21 protein-coding genes are annotated in these 21,769 nt (G+C 42.8%); 5 read left to right on the forward strand and 16 right to left on the reverse strand.

Going from position 1 to position 21,769, the window contains the following annotated elements; translation table 11 throughout:
* Nucleotides 1-46 precede the first annotated feature (46 nt).
* The 4 genes from sstT to JMX96_RS06165 form a co-directional block, all read right to left on the reverse strand.
* Entirely contained in the window at nt 47-1,249 is a 1,203-nt protein-coding gene (sstT, locus tag JMX96_RS06150; RefSeq protein WP_201568123.1) for a serine/threonine transporter SstT, read from the reverse strand.
* A gap of 304 nt (nt 1,250-1,553) precedes the next feature.
* A complete protein-coding gene (locus JMX96_RS06155) occupies nt 1,554-2,045 on the reverse strand; it encodes a DNA polymerase III subunit chi (protein WP_201568124.1) in 492 nt (163 codons plus the stop codon).
* A gap of 7 nt (nt 2,046-2,052) precedes the next feature.
* Complete coding sequence (locus tag JMX96_RS06160) at nt 2,053-3,708, reverse strand: leucyl aminopeptidase (RefSeq protein WP_201568125.1); 1,656 nt, start codon at nt 3,706-3,708, stop codon at nt 2,053-2,055.
* A gap of 225 nt (nt 3,709-3,933) precedes the next feature.
* Nucleotides 3,934-4,545 (reverse strand): cysteine hydrolase family protein, encoded by a 612-nt coding sequence (locus JMX96_RS06165; RefSeq protein WP_201568126.1) that lies wholly within the window; start codon nt 4,543-4,545, stop codon nt 3,934-3,936.
* A gap of 493 nt (nt 4,546-5,038) precedes the next feature.
* On the opposite strand from JMX96_RS06165, the gene JMX96_RS06170 reads away from it, so the two are divergent.
* Nucleotides 5,039-6,349: an LPS export ABC transporter permease LptF gene (locus tag JMX96_RS06170; protein ID WP_201568127.1), complete on the forward strand. Its 1,311-nt coding sequence runs from the start codon at nt 5,039-5,041 to the stop codon at nt 6,347-6,349.
* The gene (gene lptG, locus JMX96_RS06175; RefSeq protein WP_201568128.1) at nt 6,349-7,557 is read left to right on the forward strand and encodes an LPS export ABC transporter permease LptG; all 1,209 of its coding nucleotides are present in this window, start codon (nt 6,349-6,351) and stop codon (nt 7,555-7,557) included. The genes JMX96_RS06170 and lptG overlap by 1 nt, the downstream gene beginning before the upstream one ends.
* Before the next feature lie 114 nt (nt 7,558-7,671).
* Here the strand turns inward: lptG and JMX96_RS06180 are convergent, their stop codons facing one another.
* Nucleotides 7,672-8,280, reverse strand: coding sequence for a class I SAM-dependent methyltransferase (locus tag JMX96_RS06180; RefSeq protein ID WP_101204678.1), 609 nt, complete (start codon nt 8,278-8,280; stop codon nt 7,672-7,674).
* Nucleotides 8,281-8,692: 412 nt separating this feature from the next.
* On the opposite strand from JMX96_RS06180, the gene JMX96_RS13735 reads away from it, so the two are divergent.
* Nucleotides 8,693-8,965 carry a PH domain-containing protein gene (locus tag JMX96_RS13735; RefSeq protein WP_227676985.1) on the forward strand — a complete coding sequence of 91 codons (273 nt, stop codon included), beginning with the start codon at nt 8,693-8,695 and terminating at the stop codon, nt 8,963-8,965.
* A gap of 63 nt (nt 8,966-9,028) precedes the next feature.
* Here JMX96_RS13735 and JMX96_RS06190 read toward each other — a convergent pair whose 3' ends face one another.
* From JMX96_RS06190 to recN, 7 genes are all read right to left on the reverse strand, one after another.
* Nucleotides 9,029-9,358: a DUF3817 domain-containing protein gene (locus JMX96_RS06190; protein ID WP_201568130.1), complete on the reverse strand. Its 330-nt coding sequence runs from the start codon at nt 9,356-9,358 to the stop codon at nt 9,029-9,031.
* 68 nt (nt 9,359-9,426) lie between these two features.
* Entirely contained in the window at nt 9,427-10,365 is a 939-nt protein-coding gene (xerD, locus tag JMX96_RS06195; protein ID WP_114701433.1) for a site-specific tyrosine recombinase XerD, read from the reverse strand.
* Between the two features lie 66 nt (nt 10,366-10,431).
* A complete protein-coding gene (gene tusA, locus JMX96_RS06200) occupies nt 10,432-10,758 on the reverse strand; it encodes a sulfurtransferase TusA (protein WP_201568131.1) in 327 nt (108 codons plus the stop codon).
* Between the two features lie 92 nt (nt 10,759-10,850).
* Nucleotides 10,851-11,345, reverse strand: coding sequence for a hypothetical protein (locus JMX96_RS06205; RefSeq protein ID WP_201568132.1), 495 nt, complete (start codon nt 11,343-11,345; stop codon nt 10,851-10,853).
* An 86-nt stretch (nt 11,346-11,431) separates the two neighbouring features.
* Nucleotides 11,432-12,013 (reverse strand): Holliday junction resolvase RuvX, encoded by a 582-nt coding sequence (gene ruvX / locus JMX96_RS06210; RefSeq protein ID WP_227676954.1) that lies wholly within the window; start codon nt 12,011-12,013, stop codon nt 11,432-11,434.
* A gap of 50 nt (nt 12,014-12,063) precedes the next feature.
* Nucleotides 12,064-12,627: a YqgE/AlgH family protein gene (locus JMX96_RS06215; RefSeq protein ID WP_101204671.1), complete on the reverse strand. Its 564-nt coding sequence runs from the start codon at nt 12,625-12,627 to the stop codon at nt 12,064-12,066.
* 167 nt (nt 12,628-12,794) lie between these two features.
* On the reverse strand, nt 12,795-14,474 hold the full coding sequence (gene recN, locus JMX96_RS06220) for a DNA repair protein RecN (RefSeq protein ID WP_201568133.1): 1,680 nt from the start codon (nt 14,472-14,474) through the stop codon (nt 12,795-12,797).
* Nucleotides 14,475-15,238: 764 nt separating this feature from the next.
* On the opposite strand from recN, the gene JMX96_RS06225 reads away from it, so the two are divergent.
* Both JMX96_RS06225 and rlmB read left to right on the forward strand, forming a co-directional pair.
* Nucleotides 15,239-15,574, forward strand: coding sequence for a pyrimidine/purine nucleoside phosphorylase (locus JMX96_RS06225; protein ID WP_057757729.1), 336 nt, complete (start codon nt 15,239-15,241; stop codon nt 15,572-15,574).
* 223 nt (nt 15,575-15,797) lie between these two features.
* Nucleotides 15,798-16,568 carry a 23S rRNA (guanosine(2251)-2'-O)-methyltransferase RlmB gene (rlmB, locus tag JMX96_RS06230; RefSeq protein WP_201568134.1) on the forward strand — a complete coding sequence of 257 codons (771 nt, stop codon included), beginning with the start codon at nt 15,798-15,800 and terminating at the stop codon, nt 16,566-16,568.
* Here rlmB and coaE read toward each other — a convergent pair.
* The 4 genes from coaE to pilB form a co-directional block, all read right to left on the reverse strand.
* Nucleotides 16,531-17,217, reverse strand: coding sequence for a dephospho-CoA kinase (coaE, locus tag JMX96_RS06235; RefSeq protein WP_201568135.1), 687 nt, complete (start codon nt 17,215-17,217; stop codon nt 16,531-16,533). The genes rlmB and coaE overlap by 38 nt on opposite strands.
* A gap of 126 nt (nt 17,218-17,343) precedes the next feature.
* Nucleotides 17,344-18,243, reverse strand: coding sequence for a prepilin peptidase (locus tag JMX96_RS06240; protein ID WP_201568563.1), 900 nt, complete (start codon nt 18,241-18,243; stop codon nt 17,344-17,346).
* A gap of 7 nt (nt 18,244-18,250) precedes the next feature.
* On the reverse strand, nt 18,251-19,474 hold the full coding sequence (locus JMX96_RS06245) for a type II secretion system F family protein (RefSeq protein ID WP_201568136.1): 1,224 nt from the start codon (nt 19,472-19,474) through the stop codon (nt 18,251-18,253).
* A gap of 220 nt (nt 19,475-19,694) precedes the next feature.
* On the reverse strand, nt 19,695-21,410 hold the full coding sequence (pilB, locus tag JMX96_RS06250) for a type IV-A pilus assembly ATPase PilB (RefSeq protein ID WP_201568137.1): 1,716 nt from the start codon (nt 21,408-21,410) through the stop codon (nt 19,695-19,697).
* Between the last annotated feature and the right edge of the window lie 359 nt (nt 21,411-21,769).

The raw sequence follows: 21,769 nt of genomic DNA on the forward strand, positions 1-21,769 counted from the left end.
TTATAAAGGCCCTTTTTGATATCTATATAAAACACTTCAGCAGAAATTAACGCGAATACGTCGGATCAGCTGCTGCTGTAAACAATACATCAGTAGAAGAGTTCAAGGCAGTCTCAGCTGAATCCTGAATCACACCGATGATGAAGCCAATCGCAACTACTTGCATCGCGATATCATTTGGAATGCTAAATAAGCTAGCAGCGAGTGGAATCAATAGCAACGAACCACCAGCAACACCAGAAGCACCGCAAGCACTAATCGTAGCAACCAGACTGAGTAGCAGCGCTGATGCAAACGTCACTTCGATACCCAACGTGTGAGCAGCAGCAAGCGTTAAGACGTTAATGGTAATCGCAGCACCTGCCATATTGATAGTGGCACCTAGTGGAATGGTCACTGAATAAGTGTCTTCATGCAATCCAAGTTTACGGGCAAGGTTCATATTGACTGGAATATTGGCCGCTGAACTGCGCGTAAAGAAGGCAGTAATTCCTGATTCGCGCAGACATCTGAACACGAGCGGATAAGGATTTTTACCTGTTTTAATAAGGACGATAAGCGGATTGGCGACCAACGCAATGAATAACATGCAGCTGATCAATACCATTAAGATACGTGCATAGCCTGCCAAAGAAGCAAAGCCTGTTTCAGCAACCGTGCTAGCGACTAGGCCTAAGATACCAAATGGGGCTAAAGCAATAATCCATTTAACCACTTGTGAGATGGCATCAGCGAAATCACTGACAACATTTCGAGCAGTATCACTTGCTTGGCGCAAGGCAAAACCAATAATAATTGCCCATGCTAAGATACCAATGTAATTGGCTTCAGCGATTGCATTGATCGGGTTGGCGACCAAGTTCATGAGCAAGTTCGTCAAGACTTCTTTTAGGTCAGCAGGTGGTACTTGCGCGATGTCGGCGTTGATCAAGACCAGCTCAGTCGGGAATAAAAAGCTGGCACCGACTGCCGTTAGTGCTGCCAAAAAAGTGCCGAACATGTACATGATAAGCACCGGCTTTACGTAGACTTCATTGCCACTGCGATGTTGACTAATGGCTGCCATAACCAGAATAAATACTAGGATGGGAGCGACTGCTTTTAGTGCGCCGACAAAGAGTGTACCGAGCAACCCTATGGCGGTGCCGATACTTGGCGCTAGCCAACCAATCAGTACCCCTAACACCAAACCAATAATAATAAGCGGCACCAGCCCTATACGCTGATACATTGCAATTAATGAACGCATCTGTACACCCTCAAGTCCGTTAAAAGTAAGTGAATTGTCACAACAGAAAATTTATCGAAGGATGGTAGCATTTTTTGACATATTCGCATACCGCTCATAGCAGTGGATACTGTGCGCAAATGGAGGGATAGCAGAGTTATATAATTAGTATAAAAAAGGATGCAGCACTTATAGGCAAGGGCTAGCTACTCAGAATACCTCATTTATAGGAAAGTAAAAGCAGCGATATAGGCAGTGATATACAATGTAGGAAGAGATTTTGCTGCAAAAATAGAAAAAGGTAAGAGGGAAATAAACGGCAGAGCTACACTTTAAAGTGGGTCAGCTCGTAACCTAATTGCTGGTAGGCTTTATATTTATTGCGACCTTCTTTGGTACTTGTAGCATCAGGTCGGATCAACTCAAGGACTCGGGAGGGTTTTGAATTATTAGTAGCAGCCATAAAATTGTTGACGGGACGTGTCGTCGTATTGAGCACGATACCATTAAAATCAGCTGGCATATGATTGCCTAGCAGTACAGGTGCTAATGATTTATGAGTAGCAATATTACTATCATCAGTACCTCTATCATTGGTACTTTTATGGTCAGTATCAGAAAGACATTGATGCGGTATAAAACTCGTGGAGTCCTGTGACCAAAGTGCCGTATCTAGATTTGATAGTAATGTCTCATCTTCAATTAAAATCAGCAAAGACTGAGCGCTTTTGTTAAGCGCCGTCTGAGTCAGCTGACAAATAAAGCCCAAGAAATCTTGGGCCTTACTCTCACTTAATACATAAAAACTAATTTTCATAAATGGATTAAGCCATCTCTGCGCTGTTTTTTAGATATTGCATAAACAATGGTACAGGACGTCCAGTGGCTGCTTTGTCTTTACCTGAGTTCCATGCAGTACCAGCGATGTCTAAATGCGCCCATGCTTGACCTTCTTCAATGAAACGCGATAAGAAGCAGGCGGCAGTTACCGCACCAGCACCTTTACCACCGATGTTTTGCATATCAGCGATTGGTGAATCAAGCTGAGCTTGATATTCGTCATCTAAAGGCATATGCCAGATAAGATCGCCTGATAGGTTGCTGGCATTTTCTAAATCAAACAGGACGTCTTCATCATTACTAAATACGGCTGAACGCACATGGCCTAGTGCAACCACACAAGCGCCAGTCAAGGTGGCAACATCGATGATGGCTTTTGGCTGATAACGCTGCACGTAGCACAAGGTATCTGCTAGTACTAAACGACCTTCAGCATCAGTATTCAAGATTTCAACTGATTTACCATTCATCGCTTTGACGATATCGCCTGGACGCGTTGCATCACCTGATGGCATGTTTTCAGCACAGGCTAGCGCACCAACGACGTTGATTGGTAGACGCGCTTCACATAAGGCTTTGATTGTACCAAGTACTGACGCCGAACCACCCATATCAAACTTCATCTCATCCATCGCCGCACCTGGCTTAATTGAGATACCGCCTGAATCAAAGGTCACGCCTTTACCGACTAATACGATAGGTGCGTCGTCATTGGTCGCTTGTGCATTGTCATTGCTATTTTTGCTTGCATTTTTAGCTGACTTTTTGGTTGGTAGTTTATCGGCCAATGCCTTTAGACCACTCACTTTTGCGTTGCTAGTGGTTTGCTCGATAGTGCCTGCATTTGAACTAAATTCTGATTTACCACGGTATTCCATGAGTACCAGCTTACCTTCTTTGGTAGAGCCTTGTGCAACGGCCAAGAAGCAATGCATACCTAGCGCTGACATCTCGTCCTCACCTAGTACCTTCACGGTTAATAGGTCAGGGTAAGTTTTCGCAAGTTCTTGAGCTTGTTCAGCCATATAAGCTGGGAAGCAAATATTGCCAGGCTCATTGGCCACATCACGAGTGAGGCTCTGACCAGCAAATACTGACTGAGCGAAGGCAAGTGCAGGCTGTAGTGACTCATCCGCTAATAGATAAACATCAGTCAATACAGGACTTGCTTGCTCAGACTTATACTTGTCAAAGCGGTAGCTTGCTGCCAGTAGATTAAGGGCAAATTGACCAAAATGATTTTCTTCTAGTGCATCACCCAAGGCGACAGTGATAGAAGACACACGCTTTTGTGTGCTGCTATAGATGGTATTGGCGATTTTTTGCAGTACTGTATTGTTGAACTTATCAGTGTTACCTACACCGACCAATAGCAGTTGTACAGGGTTTTGCTTAGTGGTTTTTTTATCACCTGCCAGCGCATAGTCAGCAACAGTCTCACAGGTAGTGCCCTTGAAATGTGATACTTCAATCAGCTGCTCAATACGAGTGGTATATTCGCTTAGCACAGATTCAGCCAGAATATTTTTCTTGTCATCGACCAAAACAACCAGACAAGCATCGTCTTTACTTTTGGCTTCTTTTTTCAGGATTTTCTGCGTATGGGTCTTTGGTAAATGCTGAGATAATTTGATATTCATATAGTTATCCTTATTAGAGTTATGAAAATTGCAGGATTTGTATGTCTGCTTATACCTGTCAGATTATTAGATTATTTGGTCTATCGAGCAATCACAGTAGTGTAGCATATTGCGATAATCGTGCGCAGTTAGCAAGCCTTAGGTAATACGTTTGAATTATTATGCTGTGCTAACTTGCGCTATGGTTTAGCGGTTACATTATCATTTTTCGATGATGACAACATATTAGCCATTGACCAATTCATCGGTCGTTACCATCGCGGCAAATCTGTCTTGTAGTGCGGCCATGGCAGTATCATGCATGATTTCAGCGCTTATCGGCTTTCTTGTAGCGCTAGGTAGATCGCGCGTGGCACAGGCATCATGGCAGACAAAACTATCAAAACCTAAATCAAATGCAGCGCGGACGCTTGAGCTGACGCACATATGACTCATAAAACCCGCAAAAATAATCTGCTTTTTTTCTGCTGCTGAAATCAGTGATTGTAATTGCGTATCATAAAAGGCGTTCGGATGCTTTTTGGCAATTACTGTTTCGCCATCTTGCGGCTGCAACTGTTCGACGATCTCAACGTTAGCTGATAAAGGATCAAAGACATTCTCTGCACCATGATGGGTAATGTGGAAGATAGGTATATCTTGCTGACGCGCTTTATCGAGTACTAGGTGTGCATTGGCGATGGCTTTTGCCCCAGCGTCCCCTAATGGCATAGCGCCATCGACATATTCATTTTGATAGTCGATAAGAACAAGCGCGCTATTTGACCAGTCAAGCGCATCGAATGTGCCGCCGGCGAGTTCAAGTAGGGTAGAAGGTGTAGAGGTCGTTTTATTCATTAGTATTATTCTCCGTTTGACTATATAAGTATATTTTTCTATCAGTCAGTCTAGCAATTAATAACAGAGATAAATGTTCGATGATACGAATGACAAACAAACCTTTCTAAAATAAATAAAGCAAAAACTTAACGCTATAAATGCTATCAATTCGATGTAATTTAAGGTTTTATCAATTGTTTATCCAATATTTGCTATATTCGTTAATTACTGTCAATAATGCGTTCTCAGCAAGGTGTAGGTAATGTTTTCAAACACATTTCACAGCCATTTTTAGGCAAAACATGCTAGCATTAGCGGTTATATCTGTTGCTTGTGTTTATTGAGTATGACTAACCAGTCGCTCAGTAACGTTTACCGTTATTTGAGTATTTAAATGACCCATATCATGCTAGTGATATGTCGTCGTACGTTCTAAATATTCAATAAGCTCATCAACAATCGCGCGCATACCAACCGTTTAAGAGTACCCATTGTGATATTACGCCGCTACATGACACAACAAGTTGCCTCGACCACTGCCTTAGTGTTGGGGTTTTTGGTAGTGATGATGCTTGGTGGTCGTTTGATACGCTATTTTGGCATCGCTGCTGAAGGTCGTTTGGACGTCAGCCTACTGTTTACAATCATTGGGTATAACCTACCGTACTTTTTAGAGCTGATATTACCGCTAGCATTCTTTATCGCTTTGATGCTCGTATTTGGCCGCTTATATGTCGATCAAGAAATGGCAGTGATTAATGCTAGTGGCGTGTCTCGAGGTAAGCTTGCTCGATTGATGACACCGTTAATATTGGCATTGTTCGTTGGTGAAGCGGCGCTATCTGTCGTTGGTAAACCTTGGGGCGTACGCTCGTCTGAGGCTGTTTGGCAGCAGCAAGCATTGACCAGTGCGTTTGATTTGATTCGTCCGAACGAGTTTATCAGTAGCGGTAATTACCATTTGTACGTGGGTAGTCTCAGCGATGATAAGAAAAAACTGCAAGATGTGATCTTGATCCAATCTGAACCTGCGAAAAAAGGTAGTGCTGCTGAAAGTGTCAATGCTAATGCCACTGATATGAATAACACGATTGACAGTGAAACAGCCGAACAAATTGGCATTTCTGATATCCCAAAAGATATTATAAATAGCGGTGCGAAGGACATTAGCAAAGACACGATTACGTTGGCTAAGCGTGCTGAGCAAGTTGATACTGGCAATAGCGGCGTGACCCAGTTGGATCTGTTCCAAGGACGTCGTTACGAAGTCGGTGCAGGCAGTCTGAAATATAATCAAGTTGCTTTTGATCGTTATCGCATCACCTTGACTGAGTCTTCACAGGAAGTTATCACCGAAGACAATATTGAAACGCAGAAGATTGGACCATTGTGGCAAGCCGCAACGAGTATTTCACCATCAGGCACAAATAGTGCAATGCGTGCTGCACAAGGTGAGCTTGGCTATCGTTTGGCGCTACCATGGCTGATGATTATCGCGCCTATGTTGGCCGTGCCACTGGCGCAAGTCCGTCCGCGTCAAGGACGTTGGCTACGCTTGTTTCCTTCTATCTTATTATTTGTCAGCTGTGTATTAGGTATCATCTCGCTAAAAAACGCAGTGAGCAAAGACAGCATCAGCGTATGGGCGTATGCATGGCTTATCTTAGGATTTATGGCATTGGCGCTTTATATGAATTGGGGTAGCCGCGTGCAACATCGATTGCGCTTTCGCAAACAAGAAAATAGGCTAGCCGCTGCCGCAACTAACTCAGTTAGCGACATAGACAATCAGAACAACAGCTCACAAGGAGGGCAGTCTTAATGCGCTCTTTATTTGCTAAGTCAGACAAGTCTAATCAATTGGCTAAAAAACCTGCCAATTTAAAAGTCCTTAGTCGTTATGTCAAACTTAATGCTCTAGTGGCTATTATCGCTGCCGTCGTTGGTTTGTGGGCATTACAGCTGATTTTTTCTTACTTATCAGAGCTTGATTCGTTAGATGATAACTACACCATGGGCGAGGCGCTCAAGTATATCTTTTATCGTTCGCCTTACTTTTTAGAGCAATTTACCCCAACGGGTGCGCTATTGGGTGCTGTCATAGGATTGGGTTTGCTGGCCAATAAAAGCGAGCTGGTCGTCATGCGCGCGGCTGGGGTCAGTATCTATCGCATCGTCGGCTGGGTATTACAGCCTGCTTTCATATTTGTACTATTGGCATTGGCTATCAATCAATTCGTCCTACCGTCTTCTAACCAATTAGCGAAACAGATTAATGATGAAGACAGCACCTCATTGGTCACATCAGTACGCGGCTACTGGACGATACAGCCACGATTCGAAACCGCAGAAGATGGCAGTGCTACACCTGATGGTAGCGACGTTTTATATATTGATTATGCTGATGTCGCAGGCAACATTGGCGAGGTGAAACGCTGGCATTTGGATAATAATGGCAATTTGCAAACTGCTGTCCATGCGGAAGGTGGAAAGTATACTGGCCGTGAACCAATTGATGTGAACAGTGAAAAGCCAAGCGAGCAGTATCGCTACGAGTGGCAGTTAAACGATATGGTTAAGCTCTCTATCAATCAGGGATTTGAGAGTAGCCAAGCTATTTCACCATCAGATACGTTAAGCTTACCTTTTGCCCCAGAGTCTGTGTATCTGCTAACGCGTAAGGCAGAGGATTTGTCATTGACGCAGCTGTATGAGCATCGCACGTTTATGCGCCAACAGGGCAATCGCTCTTTAGATCATGAAGTGGCCTTTTGGCAAAAGCTACTATCGCCATTATCGATATTGTCGCTAGTGATTGTCGCTTGCTCGTTTGTCTTTGGCTCGCTACGGACGCACAGCTTAGGCTTGCGTATCGTCGTGGCATTGTTGTTTGGTCTACTATTTAGCTATATTCAAGACTTAGTCGGATTTGTATCGCTGGCGACAGGCTTTTCACCAATGCTCATGGTGCTATTGCCGATTATCGGCAGCGCGCTATTAGGCGGATATTTGATAAAACGTCAGATGTAAGATGATAGTTAATCATACAAAATAAAAAGCACGCTAAATCAGATTTAGCGTGCTTTTTTATGTCGATGTCAATTTTAGTTTAAATGACTGAAACTCAATCAGGCAAAGCTAAAACTAGTCTTTGGTCGCCATCGTAATCGTATAGGTTTTACCTTGTTTGATTTTATCGCTATTGCCAAAAACTTCGGTAAATGAGCGTTTCACAAATTGGCGTAGGCCATTGATGGTCACGACATAAAAACGGCCACCTTTACGCATGCGTGCATAGGCATCGAGGAAGTATAAATAATGCTGCTCTTTACCCACTTTAGCTGGCAAGTTTGACATCACAAGGCTAAAGTCTTTGTCTTTTGCCACATGATTAAAGCCATTTGATAAATGCACATCGACATTGTTTAGACCATTTTTCTCACAGTTACGACGTGCGTATTCTACCGCCATAAAGTCTTTATCAATCAGCGTATGCTGACCATTTGGACATTCACGTGCTGCCGTCATACCAAGTACGCCATAACCACAGCCCAAATCGATCGAGTCATCATCTTGCTCAAAATCCACATAATCAAGCAGCATCAAACTACCGTCATCGAGCTTTTGCGGTGAAAAAATGCCCCATGTGGTCGCAAAATCAAACGGCTTACCCAGCACTTCTTGGCGAAAGTTAATGTCTTCGCGCCAGTGTTCGGCGTTTTTTAGTAGGTCAGCAGGTGGTCTATGGCTCATGAGATTCTCGGATAATAGATAGGTAAAAGGTAGTGCGCAGCCCAGTTAGGCAGCATGTACATCATGACGCACTTTAATAAGGGTATTGTAACGAGAAAAGGATGGGTTTGCAGCTATCTATTTCTAGAACTGCATTTTGCTGTATCGCAAAAATTTTTAAGAAAAAATGCTAGAGATATTAGATAAGAGGTATCGCTTAATATAGAATCGAATTTAACCTAATAGTCGCCAAGTATTATTTATGCCAGACATTATATTCGTATCTAAAGTAGACTTCTGGCTCGCACTGTTACTTTGGAGTTTGAGTTTATTTACTGTGTTTGTTCCATTATGGCAGTGGAAGCGAGGTGCTCACAAATCCCTCATATAAACTATATTAATGACGGTTATTCTCATACCTTTTGCAGCACTAATGCTCATCCCTTTTTTCGGTACTAAGTACATATTAACGAATGACCAACTACAAGTAGATAGTGGGTTCTCTGTTCAAAAAATTGAGATTGCAGATATCACCTATATTACGCCGACTCGAAGTATGAGTTCTGCGCCAGCACTATCACTGGATAGAATTAAAATAGAATATCGGAACAAAGAAGTATTGATATCACCGAAAGATAGAGCAAGTTTTTATCAAGAAATACGAGCACGTAATCCTAGAATAGTGATAGATACAGCAGGCGAATAGAATGGCATTATAGTTAGCCGCATTCAGCCATATATCGTTACTGATATTGAATTTTTCTTGAAACTACTTTCTCAAACTCTTCTTTAATAAATGATCAAATATAAATGGCCCAAATGGTAAAAACGAGCCGAGCACACCTGCAGGTAGCGCCCAAAGCGGCATTTTTATTCTGCTCGCGGTAATAATTAGCACCATGACATAAGCAACGAATAATACCCCATGCACTGGACCGACATAGCTCACCGCTTCTGGAATATCGAACATATATTTGAGTGGCATCGCGATACCAAGTAACAATAGAAAAGATGTACCTTCTAAATAACCCATGATAGTAAGGTTTTTGAGTGCAGAGTTTTGACGCTTTGTTAAGGCAGACGGTTGAGCTTGCGACACGATATATTCCTTTTACAATCATCAATAATATTAGATTTCAATGCTGCCCATATGGCAATATGGCAAGGCTACCCTCGTGGATGATGCTCCGCATGTAATTTCTGCAATCTCGCCGTTGCCACATGAGTATAGATTTGCGTGGTGGACAAATCACTATGTCCTAGCAATAACTGCACACTACGCAAGTCTGCACCATGATTGAGTAAATGCGTGGCAAAGGCATGACGTAACGTATGCGGGGATAATTCTTTATCGATACTGGCAACTTTGGCGTACTTCTTAAGTAGATACCAAAAGTTCTGCCGTGTCATATAGCCGCCTTGCGCCGTCAAAAATACCGCTTGGCAATTCCCCGACTTCAAATGCGCAATCAAATCTCCACGCCCATGAGACAGATAATCTTCCAATGCATCCGCTGCATATTCGCCGAGGGGCACCAGTCGCGTTTTATTCCCTTTACCCGTGATTTGTAGCCAGCCTGAGTTTAGATTCACTTGCTCTAATGAGAGGTTAATCAACTCACTCACTCGCAGACCGCAGGCGTATAAAACTTCTAGCATAGCCTTATCACGGAGACCGAGCGCGGTGCTGGTATCAGGTGCGGCAAGTAGATTATCGACATCCGCTTCAGCTAAGTCTTTTGGCAGCGGACGTCCGAGTTTTGGGCTTTTGATACGTTCACAAGGATTGTCCTCACGCAGATTACTGGCAATCATCCATAGATAAAACTGACGCAAGCTTGAGAGCATGCGTGCTTGGGTACGTGGGGTTTTGCCATCTTTAGCAAGGAGTGACAGACAGTGCAGCACATCATCAGGCTGCCAGCGTGTCAGGGCGATAGGATTGGTCAGCTCGCAAGAGCGTAGGTCACGGACGTACGCATTGCGAGTACGCGTCGCTAGACCGCGCGCCAGCATGGCTTGACGAAACTCAGTCATATAAGCTGGCTCATCATCGACCGCTAATGCTTTAGGTTGGCGTTGTTGCACGGCACGATCACGGCTCATAGGACGATACTCAGGTAGGGGTTAAGTTAGCGATGACAGATAGTCATTAATATAACATCAAACCTATCATGCCATTTTTTTCTTAACCAGATAGCGATATAGCGTTACGCTCGCAGGCGTATTATCATCGCTATCGATGGTGATTTCGTTAGGATCAGCATCTAAGCTTACATTTTCAGCCAGTGTTTCTTGACCGATTAGCTCATGACCCAAATGACGACAGAAATTCGGAATGTCGCGCGTGGTAGCCGGATCCGTCGCCAATATTTCAATCACTTCGCCGCCATCTGCTTTGCGAATGACGCGGTGTAGCATCATGACAGGCTCAGGACAAATCAGCCCTTGAGTATCTAAGTGATGGTGGATAGGCGTGTCTGGTATCGAAGTGTTCATAGTCATTATCATAAAGCTAAATAAGTGGGTTTAAGGATGAGTAGGGTAAGTAGTTTGCTTAATTGCTTATCGCGGCGTACTTTGTAGATCGTCTATGCTTTAGTACTTTCAGCCTCTTCGTCGGCATCAGGCGTATCAGCTACTTCTAGAAAGTTAAAAAACCGCTTAAAGCTTACTTTAAATAAAAATGCCACACCCAACCAACAAGATAGCCCTAACCATGCAGTATCGGCAAAAATTAATCCGCCAACCAATATAATGGTTGATACACCAATACTCATGGCAATCATCGACGGTTGGTTTAAGCGATAACGATAAACGACCAATGCATCGTAAATAGTAACAGGTATCGTGAGGGCTACTAGGGCGTAGGGCAAATTATAAAATAACTGATAAAGCAGCTGGTTATCATGGAAGGCTTTGATACTAGCAATCGTGCCAAAGACCACAAATGCAGAAATAGCCGCATAAATGAGATAAATCGCTATTTGGTTGGCACGCTGTGCGCCTTTAATACGGGCAATAGCCAGTGGAGCAAAACCATGCTGTGACTTATGTTGCGAAGATTGGTCTGAGACAGTGGTCATAGTAATCAGTCATTTATCCGTTAAGAAGTACGATGTATTGAAGTGACATTATAGCCGCACACGTGTCTTTTACCTATTTGGCTGCTTTATTCTGCTTTGATTGCATCGATAGCGATACTGCTATTAGGATCAGCAAAATAGGTCGACATTAGAATACAAGCGGAGATATCATCGATTGGGTCGCGTTCGTTTTTGATCCAACCATTGTCCCATGCGATTTCTCTTGCTTCGATGGAAGTCAGCCGCTCATCACACAGTGATACGGTCACTGGCAAATGTTGCTCCATCACTCTATGGGCCAGACGACGAGCGAATTTGTGTGCTCGTTTTGAAAGCATAGAGCTCGTGCCATCCATATTAAGCGGTAGGCCAACCACGACTTGAGCCACGCCCCAGACTTTGATGATACCAATTAGATTGTCCCAATCTGGCTGCCCGTTATTCATTGCCAAAATGTCAAAGGCACGCGCTGTCTGCGTAATGGTATTACCGAGTGCCATACCCATCTTTTTGACGCCGTAATCTAGCGCCAAGATAAGATGCGGCTTTACTTCTGGCTCAATAGTTTCAGCAATGATATTGCTACCGTTATCGAGAGTATCAACACCAATATCAATGTCATTATCTATAGCGTCTGTGCTATTAGCCGTAAAAGTGCTATCTACCATAGTAACGGGTGTCCTTTATGTCTTTATCTAAATTCGTAGAGCGTATGATATTACGCATGACCTATGTCACTACTAAGGTAGTCGAAATTGACTCCGATTTTATCGGCTGCGATTTGCCAGCGTTCTTCAAACGGTGTATCAAATAATAAATTCAGATCAGCAGGGCAGACTAACCAGTCACCATTACTGAGCTCTTGGTCTAGCTGTTTTTTGCCCCAGCTGGCATGTCCGAGGCACAGTTGATAGTGACCGACGCCTTGGCCTGCGGCAATACGCTTTAGAATATCTTGGCTAGTCGTGATGCAAACGTTCTCTGAAATAGCAAAAGAAGAGGCCCATTCTGGCTGACCAGTATGCAGCACAAAGCCGACCTCCGGATACATAGGGCCGCCTTCTAATGCCACATCTTCCATCACCTGCGGATTGGTCACTTCAATATCCAAATCTTCTAGCAACTTACCTACGCGAGATTGCTCAAGCGGACGATTGACCATCAGACCTAGCGCACCGTGCTTGTCATGACGGCAAATATATATAAGTGCCTGCTCAAACCTTGGGTCTGACAGCTCTGGTGCTGCAATTAAAAAATGATGGGTCAAATTGGTTTTGGACATAGAAACAAATGCAACCTAATAATAAGGGTGAAAGACCACTATATGGTGATAATCAATAGAAAAGCAAGATTCGCACCAATTACTACTGACCATCATATAGACTCAAATAACCATCCGTTTTGATGAAAACGAATGATTATTTAACGTTAGATAGGTCAGATAGAGCGTTATTTAACATCGGATAATAAGCTGCGGGCATGATCGCGTGTGACATCAGTGATAATGACACCGCCAGACATACGTGCCAACTCGTCTACTTGCGCACTGTTGGTCAGTATGAGTAGCTCGCTTTCAGTCTGTTCTTGATGATGCTTTTGTACCAAGATATGTTGATGCGCTTGTGCTGCGACTTGTGCTTGGTGCGTGATGGCTAGCAATTGCTGTGTTTGGCCAAGCGAGCGTAGCAGTTCGCCAACCACTTGCGCAGTACCGCCACTGATACCGACATCGACCTCATCAAATACCAGCATAGGCTTGGCGGCATTGTTATCAGCATTGGTCGCTTGTAATACTTGCATCACGAGCGCCATACGTGACAGTTCACCACCTGAGGCGATTTTGTGTAGAGGCTGCATTGGCATACCGACATTGGCGCTGAACAATAAATCAATATCGAAACAGCCTTGTGCATTGTACTGACTAGGTTCGGCTTTTTTGGTAAAAACAAATTCACAGCGAGCATTGGGTAGTGCAAGTGGTTGTAGCTGTTTGATGAGTTGCTTACTAATTGTCGGAGCAGCTTTTGTGCGCTCTTTATTTAACTGTGTCGCCAGAGCGAGATAGTCTTGCCAAGCCTGCTCAATTTGCGCTGCCATTGCATCACTACTTGGCTCGTTCTCTAGTTGCTCTAATTGCGCTTCCCAGCCCTTTGCTTCATCAATTAAATCACTCGCTGGCAAGCTATGCTTACGTGACAAACGATGTCCTAAGCTGATTAAATTGTCTAGTGTTTGCAGGCGTTCAGGATCAGGTAGCTGCTGTTCGGCATAATCTGATAGCAGGGCAGTCACCTCAGTAATTTGCTGCTGAGCTAGATGGAGCTGTTCAGAAGCTTGTTCAAACGTTTGACTGACGCTTACTTGATTGTCACAGAGTTTGATCGCTTGTCCGAGCAAGGTCATGACGTCTGGCTCATCGGTATCATTGTCGAGCAAATGCAGACCATGACTGGCCTCTTGCATTAGGGCTTCAATGTTGGAGAGCTCTTCGTGTTCAGATTCAACTTCTGCGTAGTCCACAGCCAATAACGGCGCAATATCTGCTAATTGACTCTGCAATAACTGAATACGATCTTGACGCTGGGCTTCGCGGCTCGCGATGTCATCCGCGCGACGTTTTAGCTGCTGATAGGCTTGATAGCTACTGGTAGTTTGGTTGGCTAACGGTGTTATCTGTGCCATCTCATCAAGCCATTGCACCACAAATTGCGGCTTGAGCAATGCTTGCTGAGCATGTTGGCTATGTATATTGACCAGTAAAGTGCCTAAACTCTTTAGCTCCGCTAAGCTAACCGGTGAACCATTTAGCCATGCTTTTGAGCGGCCAGTATTGCTTAATTGTCGACGAATAAGTACTTCAGGCTCTTCTAGCGGTCGATCATTTTTGGCAAACCACTCAGCGACGACACTATTATTTTCTACATCAAATTGAGCGTAGATATCTGCATGCGCAGCGCCATGCCTGACCATCGCACTGTCTGCTCGCTCACCAACACATAGTGATAGTGCATCTAGCAATAACGACTTGCCAGCACCTGTTTCACCAGTGATGACATTAAAACCTTCAGCCACGCTCAGCTCATGCTGAGCAATCAACGCAAACTGATGTAAAGTTAACGATACTAGCATCAACGCCTCTCAGGACAGACAATGGACATCATATAAATCTTAGGAAGCCATCTATAAATAGGATAAATAAGGAATTGAAAATATCTATTTAAACTTGCTAATTAGATAAATATTGTAGGCAAATAGTATGGTGTTAAATGTGCGTAAATACAAACTTTAAGACGAGGTATAACAGAATTTATTATTGGGAGATTACCATAAAACTATTAAAAACTGACAATAAATCATCGACATAATACCTATAATATTAATCATTAGGGTCATTTAACATCTAAAGATAAGCAAAGTATGCGAAAAAGTATTTTGACTGATAATGATAAAAATATACCTAAGTTAGTGGCCTAGCATCCGCCTAGAAAAATACCAAATGAATATTAAATGAGTGAGTGGATACTTGCCATCAAATAGAATTTTCCTAGCCGCTTTAACAAACTTTATAGATATAATGTGGTAGCATAATCTCACATAATGATAAACTCTTCTTATGAGTTTGATGCGCTATGCAACATAATAACGAGTCATAATTTCGTAAAATTGTAGGCGTATAGTGGTAAAAACATGCCACTCAATCATTATTCAAAAGCGTTTTCATGGAACCTGTGGCTACCTTTAGCGCGCAGATATCTACTATAGAGGGATAAAGTATCTAAAGCAGGCGTGTTTGCTTACTGGTCGCGTATTTGAAGCCCAGTGCAACTCTGTCAATACTTTAACCCGTCACTTATTTTTTAGTTTTGCCATAATTATTTGATAAGGAAGCCACTATGACAGCGGCGCAATTTACTAACGTAACAGTTAATGCCCAAGCGACAGTATCTTATGATGGTCGCTGCTCAAGCCATACCATTATGTTTGAGGATGGTCGCCATAAAACGCTAGGCGTGATCTTACCTTGTGACAACTTGGTTGAGCATTATCACTTTAGCACCAACACCTCTGAGCGTATCGAAATCACCAGTGGTGAGTGTGAAGTGAAAATTAATGGTGACGATGAATTCAGCTACTACCGTGCAGGTCAATCATTTGTCGTTGAAGGCAATAGCGGTTTTAACCTACGTACTGAAGAAATTGTTCAATATGTCTGTCATTTAGAAGGCTGATATTATTAATAGGGCGCTTGAGCTTTATTATTTTAGTGCTTGTTTTATCACACATTAATGTTTCGAGAAAATAAACAATATCGGATTGGTATTGTTTATTTCTTTTTTGACGTTTGGTTTACTGTTCTCTCATCATCAATGAGCTATGACATTTAAAGCCGACGTTTTCCTCTTTTATTCCGTCGCCTAGTGCGATATCCACTTTATATTTAGTAGGCCTATTATGGCAAAACCCATTTATTTTTACGGCATTCATGCCATTGATGCGTTACTTGAACATCGTCCTCTTGATGGCCTTAGCTTGTTTGTGCAGCAAGGGCGTGAGAGTGACAGTCATGTACAAGCTATCATGGCCGAAGCGGAAGCAAACGGCATTAGCATTCAACCAACCCAAAAAGACAAGCTAACGCAATTATGTGGCAGTCCGCAGCATCAAGGCGTGGTGCTCAATGCTCGTCCGTTAGGTTTCGCTGATGAAGGTTTGCTTGATACTATTATTGGCCGTGAACAGTGCTTATTATTGGTACTAGATCAAATCACAGATGCACATAACTTTGGCGCCTGCCTACGTACCGCAGTGGCTATGGGTGTGGATGCAGTGGTTTGTCCAAAACACCACGCAGCGAGCCTAACGCCAACAGTGGCGAAAGTATCGGTTGGCGCAGCAGAGATGATGCCGATTGTCAGCGTTACGAACTTAGCACGCACGTTATCGCAAATCAAAAATGCAGGCGTTTTCGTATTTGGTACGGCAATTAGTGAAGAGGCTAAGCCAATACATGCCGCTGACCTAACTGGCAAGACCGCTATTATTATGGGTTCAGAAGGAGAGGGTATGCGTCGCCTGACAATGGAAAGCTGTGACGAGTTGGTTTATATTCCAATGTCAGGAAACGAGCATGGTAATCTACAGAGCCTAAACGTGAGTGTTGCTACTGGCATGGCATTGTACGAGGTTAATCGCCAGCGAACTTTAGCTGCTGGGCAAGCGTAAGATACTCTTGGTGCAAGGGTTCTAACTGTAGATATAGAGAGGCAAGGTCGCTCTCATTGAGTATGACATTGTCTGCATGACGATTACGCTCTTCACGACTCAACTGATTGGTCATAATGGCTTTAATCTTTTGTATGCTTTGATCATCACGCTGACTGGCACGCGCAAGCTGCGTGTCTTCGGTGGCATCCATGACTAAAATACGTTGACATAAATTAGCCAGTCCTGCTTCTGCCGCCTCTATAAGTAGGGGCGCAGACAAGATTATATACGGTGAAGTACTAGCATCTAGCTGTGCTTTTGCTGTCTCACGTATCGCTGGGTGAGTGATAGCCTCAAGCTCAATCAGCGCTTCAGGATTTGCAAATACGTGTGTGCGTACTGCCGCCCTATCCATGACACCATCATCCGTCAATATCCAATCACCAAATTTTTTCTGAATTTTCTGCAGAGTGGCGCTACCTTTAGCGACAATCTCATGAGCGATTACGTCTGCATCAATAATATCGATGCCTTGCTCAGAAAACCAAGCACTAGCGGCAGATTTGCCACTACCGATACCACCCGTCAAACCAACCACAAGCTTCTTATTTTTTGGTTGCGTGGTTTGTGATTGGTGTGAATAAGAGTGTGATGTATTTTTTGACATAATAATGGCTTATCTGACAGATAGAACAATGAATGCAGCTTTAAACTCACAATTGGCCTTTTAAGGCTTTATTTATGAGTCACTGCCGAAAATTTCCTACAATAATCTAATGTATGCTATCAGTTATTAGACATACATACCAAGATACCAGCTGACGATATCTGAGCCGTATAATAAGGCAACGATACCTGCTATAGCGATATAAGGCCCAAAAGCAAAAGGTCGACTTTCACCCTGTTTTTTCATCAAGATCAATCCAACGATAGAGCCAAGCAAAGACGATAGTAGGATGATTAAGGGTAACATCATAGGTCCAAGCCAAGCACCTAATACTGCCAATAGTTTAAAATCACCTTGACCCATTCCATGTTTTTTAGTGATTAAATAAAACACCTTGACTACTATCCATAGCGATAAAAACCCAAGTAGTAATCCCCATATCGACTGTGTTGGTGAGACGAACCAGCTTTGTGAGTTTACCGCCAACCCTAAGCCTGCTAAAGGAAAAGTTAGACGATCAGGTAGTAGCTGTGTGTCAAAGTCGATACCTGTTAGAGCAACCAGTGTCCATACTAAAACCAATGCGGACAAGCCTGTAGTATTTACCCCAAACTTATATATTACTAACACGGACAGGAGGGCAGTTACTAGCTCAACGAGAGGATAACGCAGATCGATAGCTGCTTTGCAACTTGAACAGCGTCCGCGTAGTAACAGCCAACTTATTAAAGGGATATTTTCATACCACTCAATTTTATGTGCGCAATGAGGGCAGCGAGAGGCAGGGCGACTTAGGGTGATTAGTTGGTCAGTAGCGACAATATTTGCTATGGGTAGCGTATGCTCGCGTGGCATATCAGCCTGTTCAGACATAAACTGGCTACACTCTTGTCTCCAACCGTAGACCATCATCAGCGGTATGCGATGAATCACAACATTTAAAAAACTGCCAACACAAAGACCTAATAGGCCAAATACGAATAAAGCTAGGGTAATGTTCTCTTGTAGTAACTGTATAAATTGCATCAAATAATTATCCTACTACTGAGCCCATTTGGAAGATTGGCAAGTACATTGCAATGACTAGGCCACCAACTAATACACCTAAAACTGCCATAATCATTGGCTCCATCAAGCTGGTTAAACCATCAACCGCATTATCAACTTCGTTTTCGTAGTAGACAGCGACTTTATCTAGCATCTCTTCTAAGCTACCAGATTCTTCGCCAATACCAACCATTTGAATAACTAAGCTCGGGAATAAATTGGTGGAGCGTATGGAGAACTGTAATTGCTGGCCAGTAGATACGTCATTTTTGATTTGTTGAGTGGCATTGTAGAACACAACATTATTAGTCGCACCGGCAGTAGAGTCTAGGGCATCGATAAGTGGAACACCAGCGGCAAAAGTTGTAGACAGTGTACGAGAGAAACGTGCAATAATCGCTTGATAGGCGATATTGCCAAATATGGGAGCTTTGAGTACGGCACGGTCTAAGAAGTCACGGAACTTTTTGGAGCGTTTTTTAGCTTCTGAAAAACCGATAATTGCACCACCGATAGCAATGATAAGGATAAACCACCATGCCTGCATCCATTCGGACATATCAACAACCATTTGCGTAAACGCTGGTAACTCTGCGCCAAATGATTCAAATAGATCGGAGAATACAGGTACTACTTTTATCAATAGAATCATGGTGACAATGATAGCAACCACGATAACGGCAATAGGATACTTCATTGCTTTTTTGATTTTTGCTTTGAGAAGCTCACTTTTTTCTTTGTAAGTAGCGACTCGTTCAAGCATCGTCTCAAGTGCACCTGATTGTTCACCAGATTCGACGAGTGAGCAGAATAAATCATCAAAGTAACGAGGATGTTTGCGCAAAGAAGAGGCAAAGGTGCCACCTGCTTCAATATCTGCTTTTATTTTCAATACTAAGTCTTTCATACTTGGATTATCGAGCGAGTCGGCGACAATCTCAAAGGACTGGGTCAACGGTACACCTGCTTTCATCATTGTTGCCAACTGCCGAGCAAAAATAGCAATATCAATAGCTTTAATTGCTTTTTTGAAGGTATAAAGTGGCTTTGGTTTTTTCTTAATCCCTTTAACCGTGATACCTTGTTTACGTAGGGTCGCTTTTGCCAGTTCTAAACTACGACTGGTAGTTTCGCCCTTAACTTTCTGTCCGCGTCGATTCACACCGTCGTAAACAAAGTCCAACAACATATCGGTCTTAGCTTTTGCCATATTACTACCCTCAAAATAGTCCAATATATATTGTAAATTTACAATAGAATACCAGACTTAAGATACCAGTCAGGCATACTTTATTTTAGCGTAAAAAACCAGTGTATATCTGTTTTATTTTTAAAGATATACGATAGACAATGTTGCTAGTTTATAAATTGCTTAACAACTACAAGTTAAATCGCCAAGAAATAGCAGATACATTCTACGTTTTTATTTATTATTCAGAAGTCACCCGCATCATTTCTTGAATACTTGTGACACCTTGCAACACTTTTAAAATCCCAGAGCGACGCAAATCGCGGAAACCGTTTTTAATGGCAGCGTCTTTGATATCTATTGCATTTCCATCTTCCATGATAATGCGTGAAATATCAGGGCTGACTTTCATCACCTCATAGATACCTACACGGCCTTTATAACCTTCACGGCATTCATTACAGCCGACTGGTTCATAAATGACATTATCAGTGTTATCTAAATCAGTATCGGTAAAACCAATCTCTAACAAGCTTTGACGCGGAATGCTAATAGGTTTTTTACAGTTCTTACAGAGACGGCGTGCCAATCGTTGGGCAATAACTAGGTTGACTGATGTGGCAATGTTAAAAGAGGCCACACCCATGTTACGTAGACGCGTTAATGTTTCAGGTGCCGAGTTAGTATGCAAAGTAGAAAGAACCATATGACCTGTCTGCGCAGCTTTAATAGCGATCTCAGCAGTCTCAAGGTCACGAATCTCACCGACCATGACAATATCAGGATCTTGACGTAAAAAAGACTTGAGTGCATTGGCAAACGTTAGACCAACTTTGGCGTTAACATTGACTTGATTAATTCCTTCAAGGTTAATTTCGACTGGATCTTCAGCCGTTGAGATATTGGTTGCGCCAGTATTCAAGATATTGATACCAGTGTAAAGTGATACCGTCTTACCAGAACCAGTAGGACCAGTTATAAGCAACATGCCTTGTGGTTTGTGTAATGCCTCTAAAAACATTTCCTGCTGATCTGGTTCATACCCCAATGCATCAATACCTAACATGGCTGAGGATGGATCAAGGATACGCAAAACAAGTTTTTCACCGAACAACGTCGGTAATGAGTTTACTCGAAAATCAATGGCTTTATTTTTAGAAATTTTTAGTTTAATACGTCCATCCTGCGGCACCCGGCGTTCTGAGATATCCATTTGAGACATGACTTTGAGACGTGCTGCAATTTTATTCGCAAGTTGAACTGGTGGATTGGCCATTTTTTGCATGACGCCATCGACACGAAATCGTACTCTGAAAGACTTTTCGTATGGCTCGAAATGTAAATCAGAAGCGCCCATACGGATAGCATCTACCAACATTTTATTGACGAACTTTACAACAGGTGCTTCATCGACGCCGTCATTCAGCTGAGTCTCACCACCCTCTTTATCTTCATTACCGTCTTCAAAGTCGACATTTAGATCGCTATTAGAAAAGCTATCAAAGCTTTGCATCGTATCTGCGTATGCACTTTCAATACGTTTTTTAAGCTTATTTTCTTCGACAACAATGGTTTCTATCGACAGTCGAGAATTAAAGGCAATCGCATCAATAGCATCAACGCGTGTGGGATCACTTAGTGCGACAAATAGACGTTGTCCTCGTTTAAAGAGTGGTAATGCATTAAACTTGCGAACGATTTTTTCATCCACCAAGTCTTTTGGAATAACATCAATGTTTAATGCATCAAGATCAAATAGAGGGTCACCGAAAGCTTGGGATAGCATTTGGGCAAGATGATAAGCATCGGCCAATTTGTTGTCTACTAGGTAGGGTACCAGTCCTATTTGCTGCTGTTGCGACTCAATCTGTGCCGTCTTCATGTTCGCTTCGCTAACGACACCGTCGCTAATCAGCTGCTGCGCTAGACCGCCGTACTTACTGGTTGCGATAGACATTGTAACCTCTCCTTTGATACAAAATATTCTGTAGACTTGCTTGGTATTGCACGCTATATACTTGTTGTTTCTAGTTGATAACTCGCTATAACTGTCTTGCTTTGTTTATCTTATCTACCTGTATATCTATATATAGAACCAGCAAAAATATTTGATTTTATAAACTCTGTAGTATAGAACTTTACTTTAGTTTGAAAAATTTATATATACCATTAGACGACTAGCTCGTAAAAATAACGGTCTATTGATGTATTGTCTGTAGATAAGTTTGCAGAAGTGATTCTGCTCATGGTGGCAGGCTACTATAGCACTTACGAATTATTTGTTATACTGACGCGCATATTAGCCGAATTGGCATG

Source organism: Psychrobacter sp. JCM 18900, assembly GCF_904846625.1.
Lineage (GTDB): Bacteria > Pseudomonadota > Gammaproteobacteria > Pseudomonadales > Moraxellaceae > Psychrobacter.

Bases quoted from the DNA above. Each gene is read 5' to 3' on its own strand.
- rlmB (WP_201568134.1), top strand. From the start codon at position 15,798: ATGGCAAAACCCATTTATTTTTACGGCATTCATGCCATTGATGCGTTA.
- JMX96_RS06215 (WP_101204671.1), bottom strand. From the start codon at position 12,627: ATGTCCAAAACCAATTTGACCCATCATTTTTTAATTGCAGCACCAGAG.
- JMX96_RS06160 (WP_201568125.1), bottom strand. From the start codon at position 3,708: ATGAATATCAAATTATCTCAGCATTTACCAAAGACCCATACGCAGAAA.
- sstT (WP_201568123.1), bottom strand. From the start codon at position 1,249: ATGCGTTCATTAATTGCAATGTATCAGCGTATAGGGCTGGTGCCGCTT.
- pilB (WP_201568137.1), bottom strand. From the start codon at position 21,410: ATGTCTATCGCAACCAGTAAGTACGGCGGTCTAGCGCAGCAGCTGATT.
- JMX96_RS06155 (WP_201568124.1), bottom strand. From the start codon at position 2,045: ATGAAAATTAGTTTTTATGTATTAAGTGAGAGTAAGGCCCAAGATTTC.
- coaE (WP_201568135.1), bottom strand. From the start codon at position 17,217: ATGTCAAAAAATACATCACACTCTTATTCACACCAATCACAAACCACG.
- JMX96_RS06180 (WP_101204678.1), bottom strand. From the start codon at position 8,280: ATGAGCCATAGACCACCTGCTGACCTACTAAAAAACGCCGAACACTGG.
- JMX96_RS06170 (WP_201568127.1), top strand. From the start codon at position 5,039: ATGACACAACAAGTTGCCTCGACCACTGCCTTAGTGTTGGGGTTTTTG.
- JMX96_RS06165 (WP_201568126.1), bottom strand. From the start codon at position 4,545: ATGAATAAAACGACCTCTACACCTTCTACCCTACTTGAACTCGCCGGC.
- lptG (WP_201568128.1), top strand. From the start codon at position 6,349: ATGCGCTCTTTATTTGCTAAGTCAGACAAGTCTAATCAATTGGCTAAA.
- JMX96_RS06240 (WP_201568563.1), bottom strand. From the start codon at position 18,243: ATGCAATTTATACAGTTACTACAAGAGAACATTACCCTAGCTTTATTC.
- recN (WP_201568133.1), bottom strand. From the start codon at position 14,474: ATGCTAGTATCGTTAACTTTACATCAGTTTGCGTTGATTGCTCAGCAT.
- JMX96_RS06205 (WP_201568132.1), bottom strand. From the start codon at position 11,345: ATGACCACTGTCTCAGACCAATCTTCGCAACATAAGTCACAGCATGGT.
- ruvX (WP_227676954.1), bottom strand. From the start codon at position 12,013: ATGGTAGATAGCACTTTTACGGCTAATAGCACAGACGCTATAGATAAT.
- tusA (WP_201568131.1), bottom strand. From the start codon at position 10,758: ATGAACACTTCGATACCAGACACGCCTATCCACCATCACTTAGATACT.
- JMX96_RS13735 (WP_227676985.1), top strand. From the start codon at position 8,693: ATGCTCATCCCTTTTTTCGGTACTAAGTACATATTAACGAATGACCAA.
- JMX96_RS06245 (WP_201568136.1), bottom strand. From the start codon at position 19,474: ATGGCAAAAGCTAAGACCGATATGTTGTTGGACTTTGTTTACGACGGT.
- xerD (WP_114701433.1), bottom strand. From the start codon at position 10,365: ATGAGCCGTGATCGTGCCGTGCAACAACGCCAACCTAAAGCATTAGCG.
- JMX96_RS06225 (WP_057757729.1), top strand. From the start codon at position 15,239: ATGACAGCGGCGCAATTTACTAACGTAACAGTTAATGCCCAAGCGACA.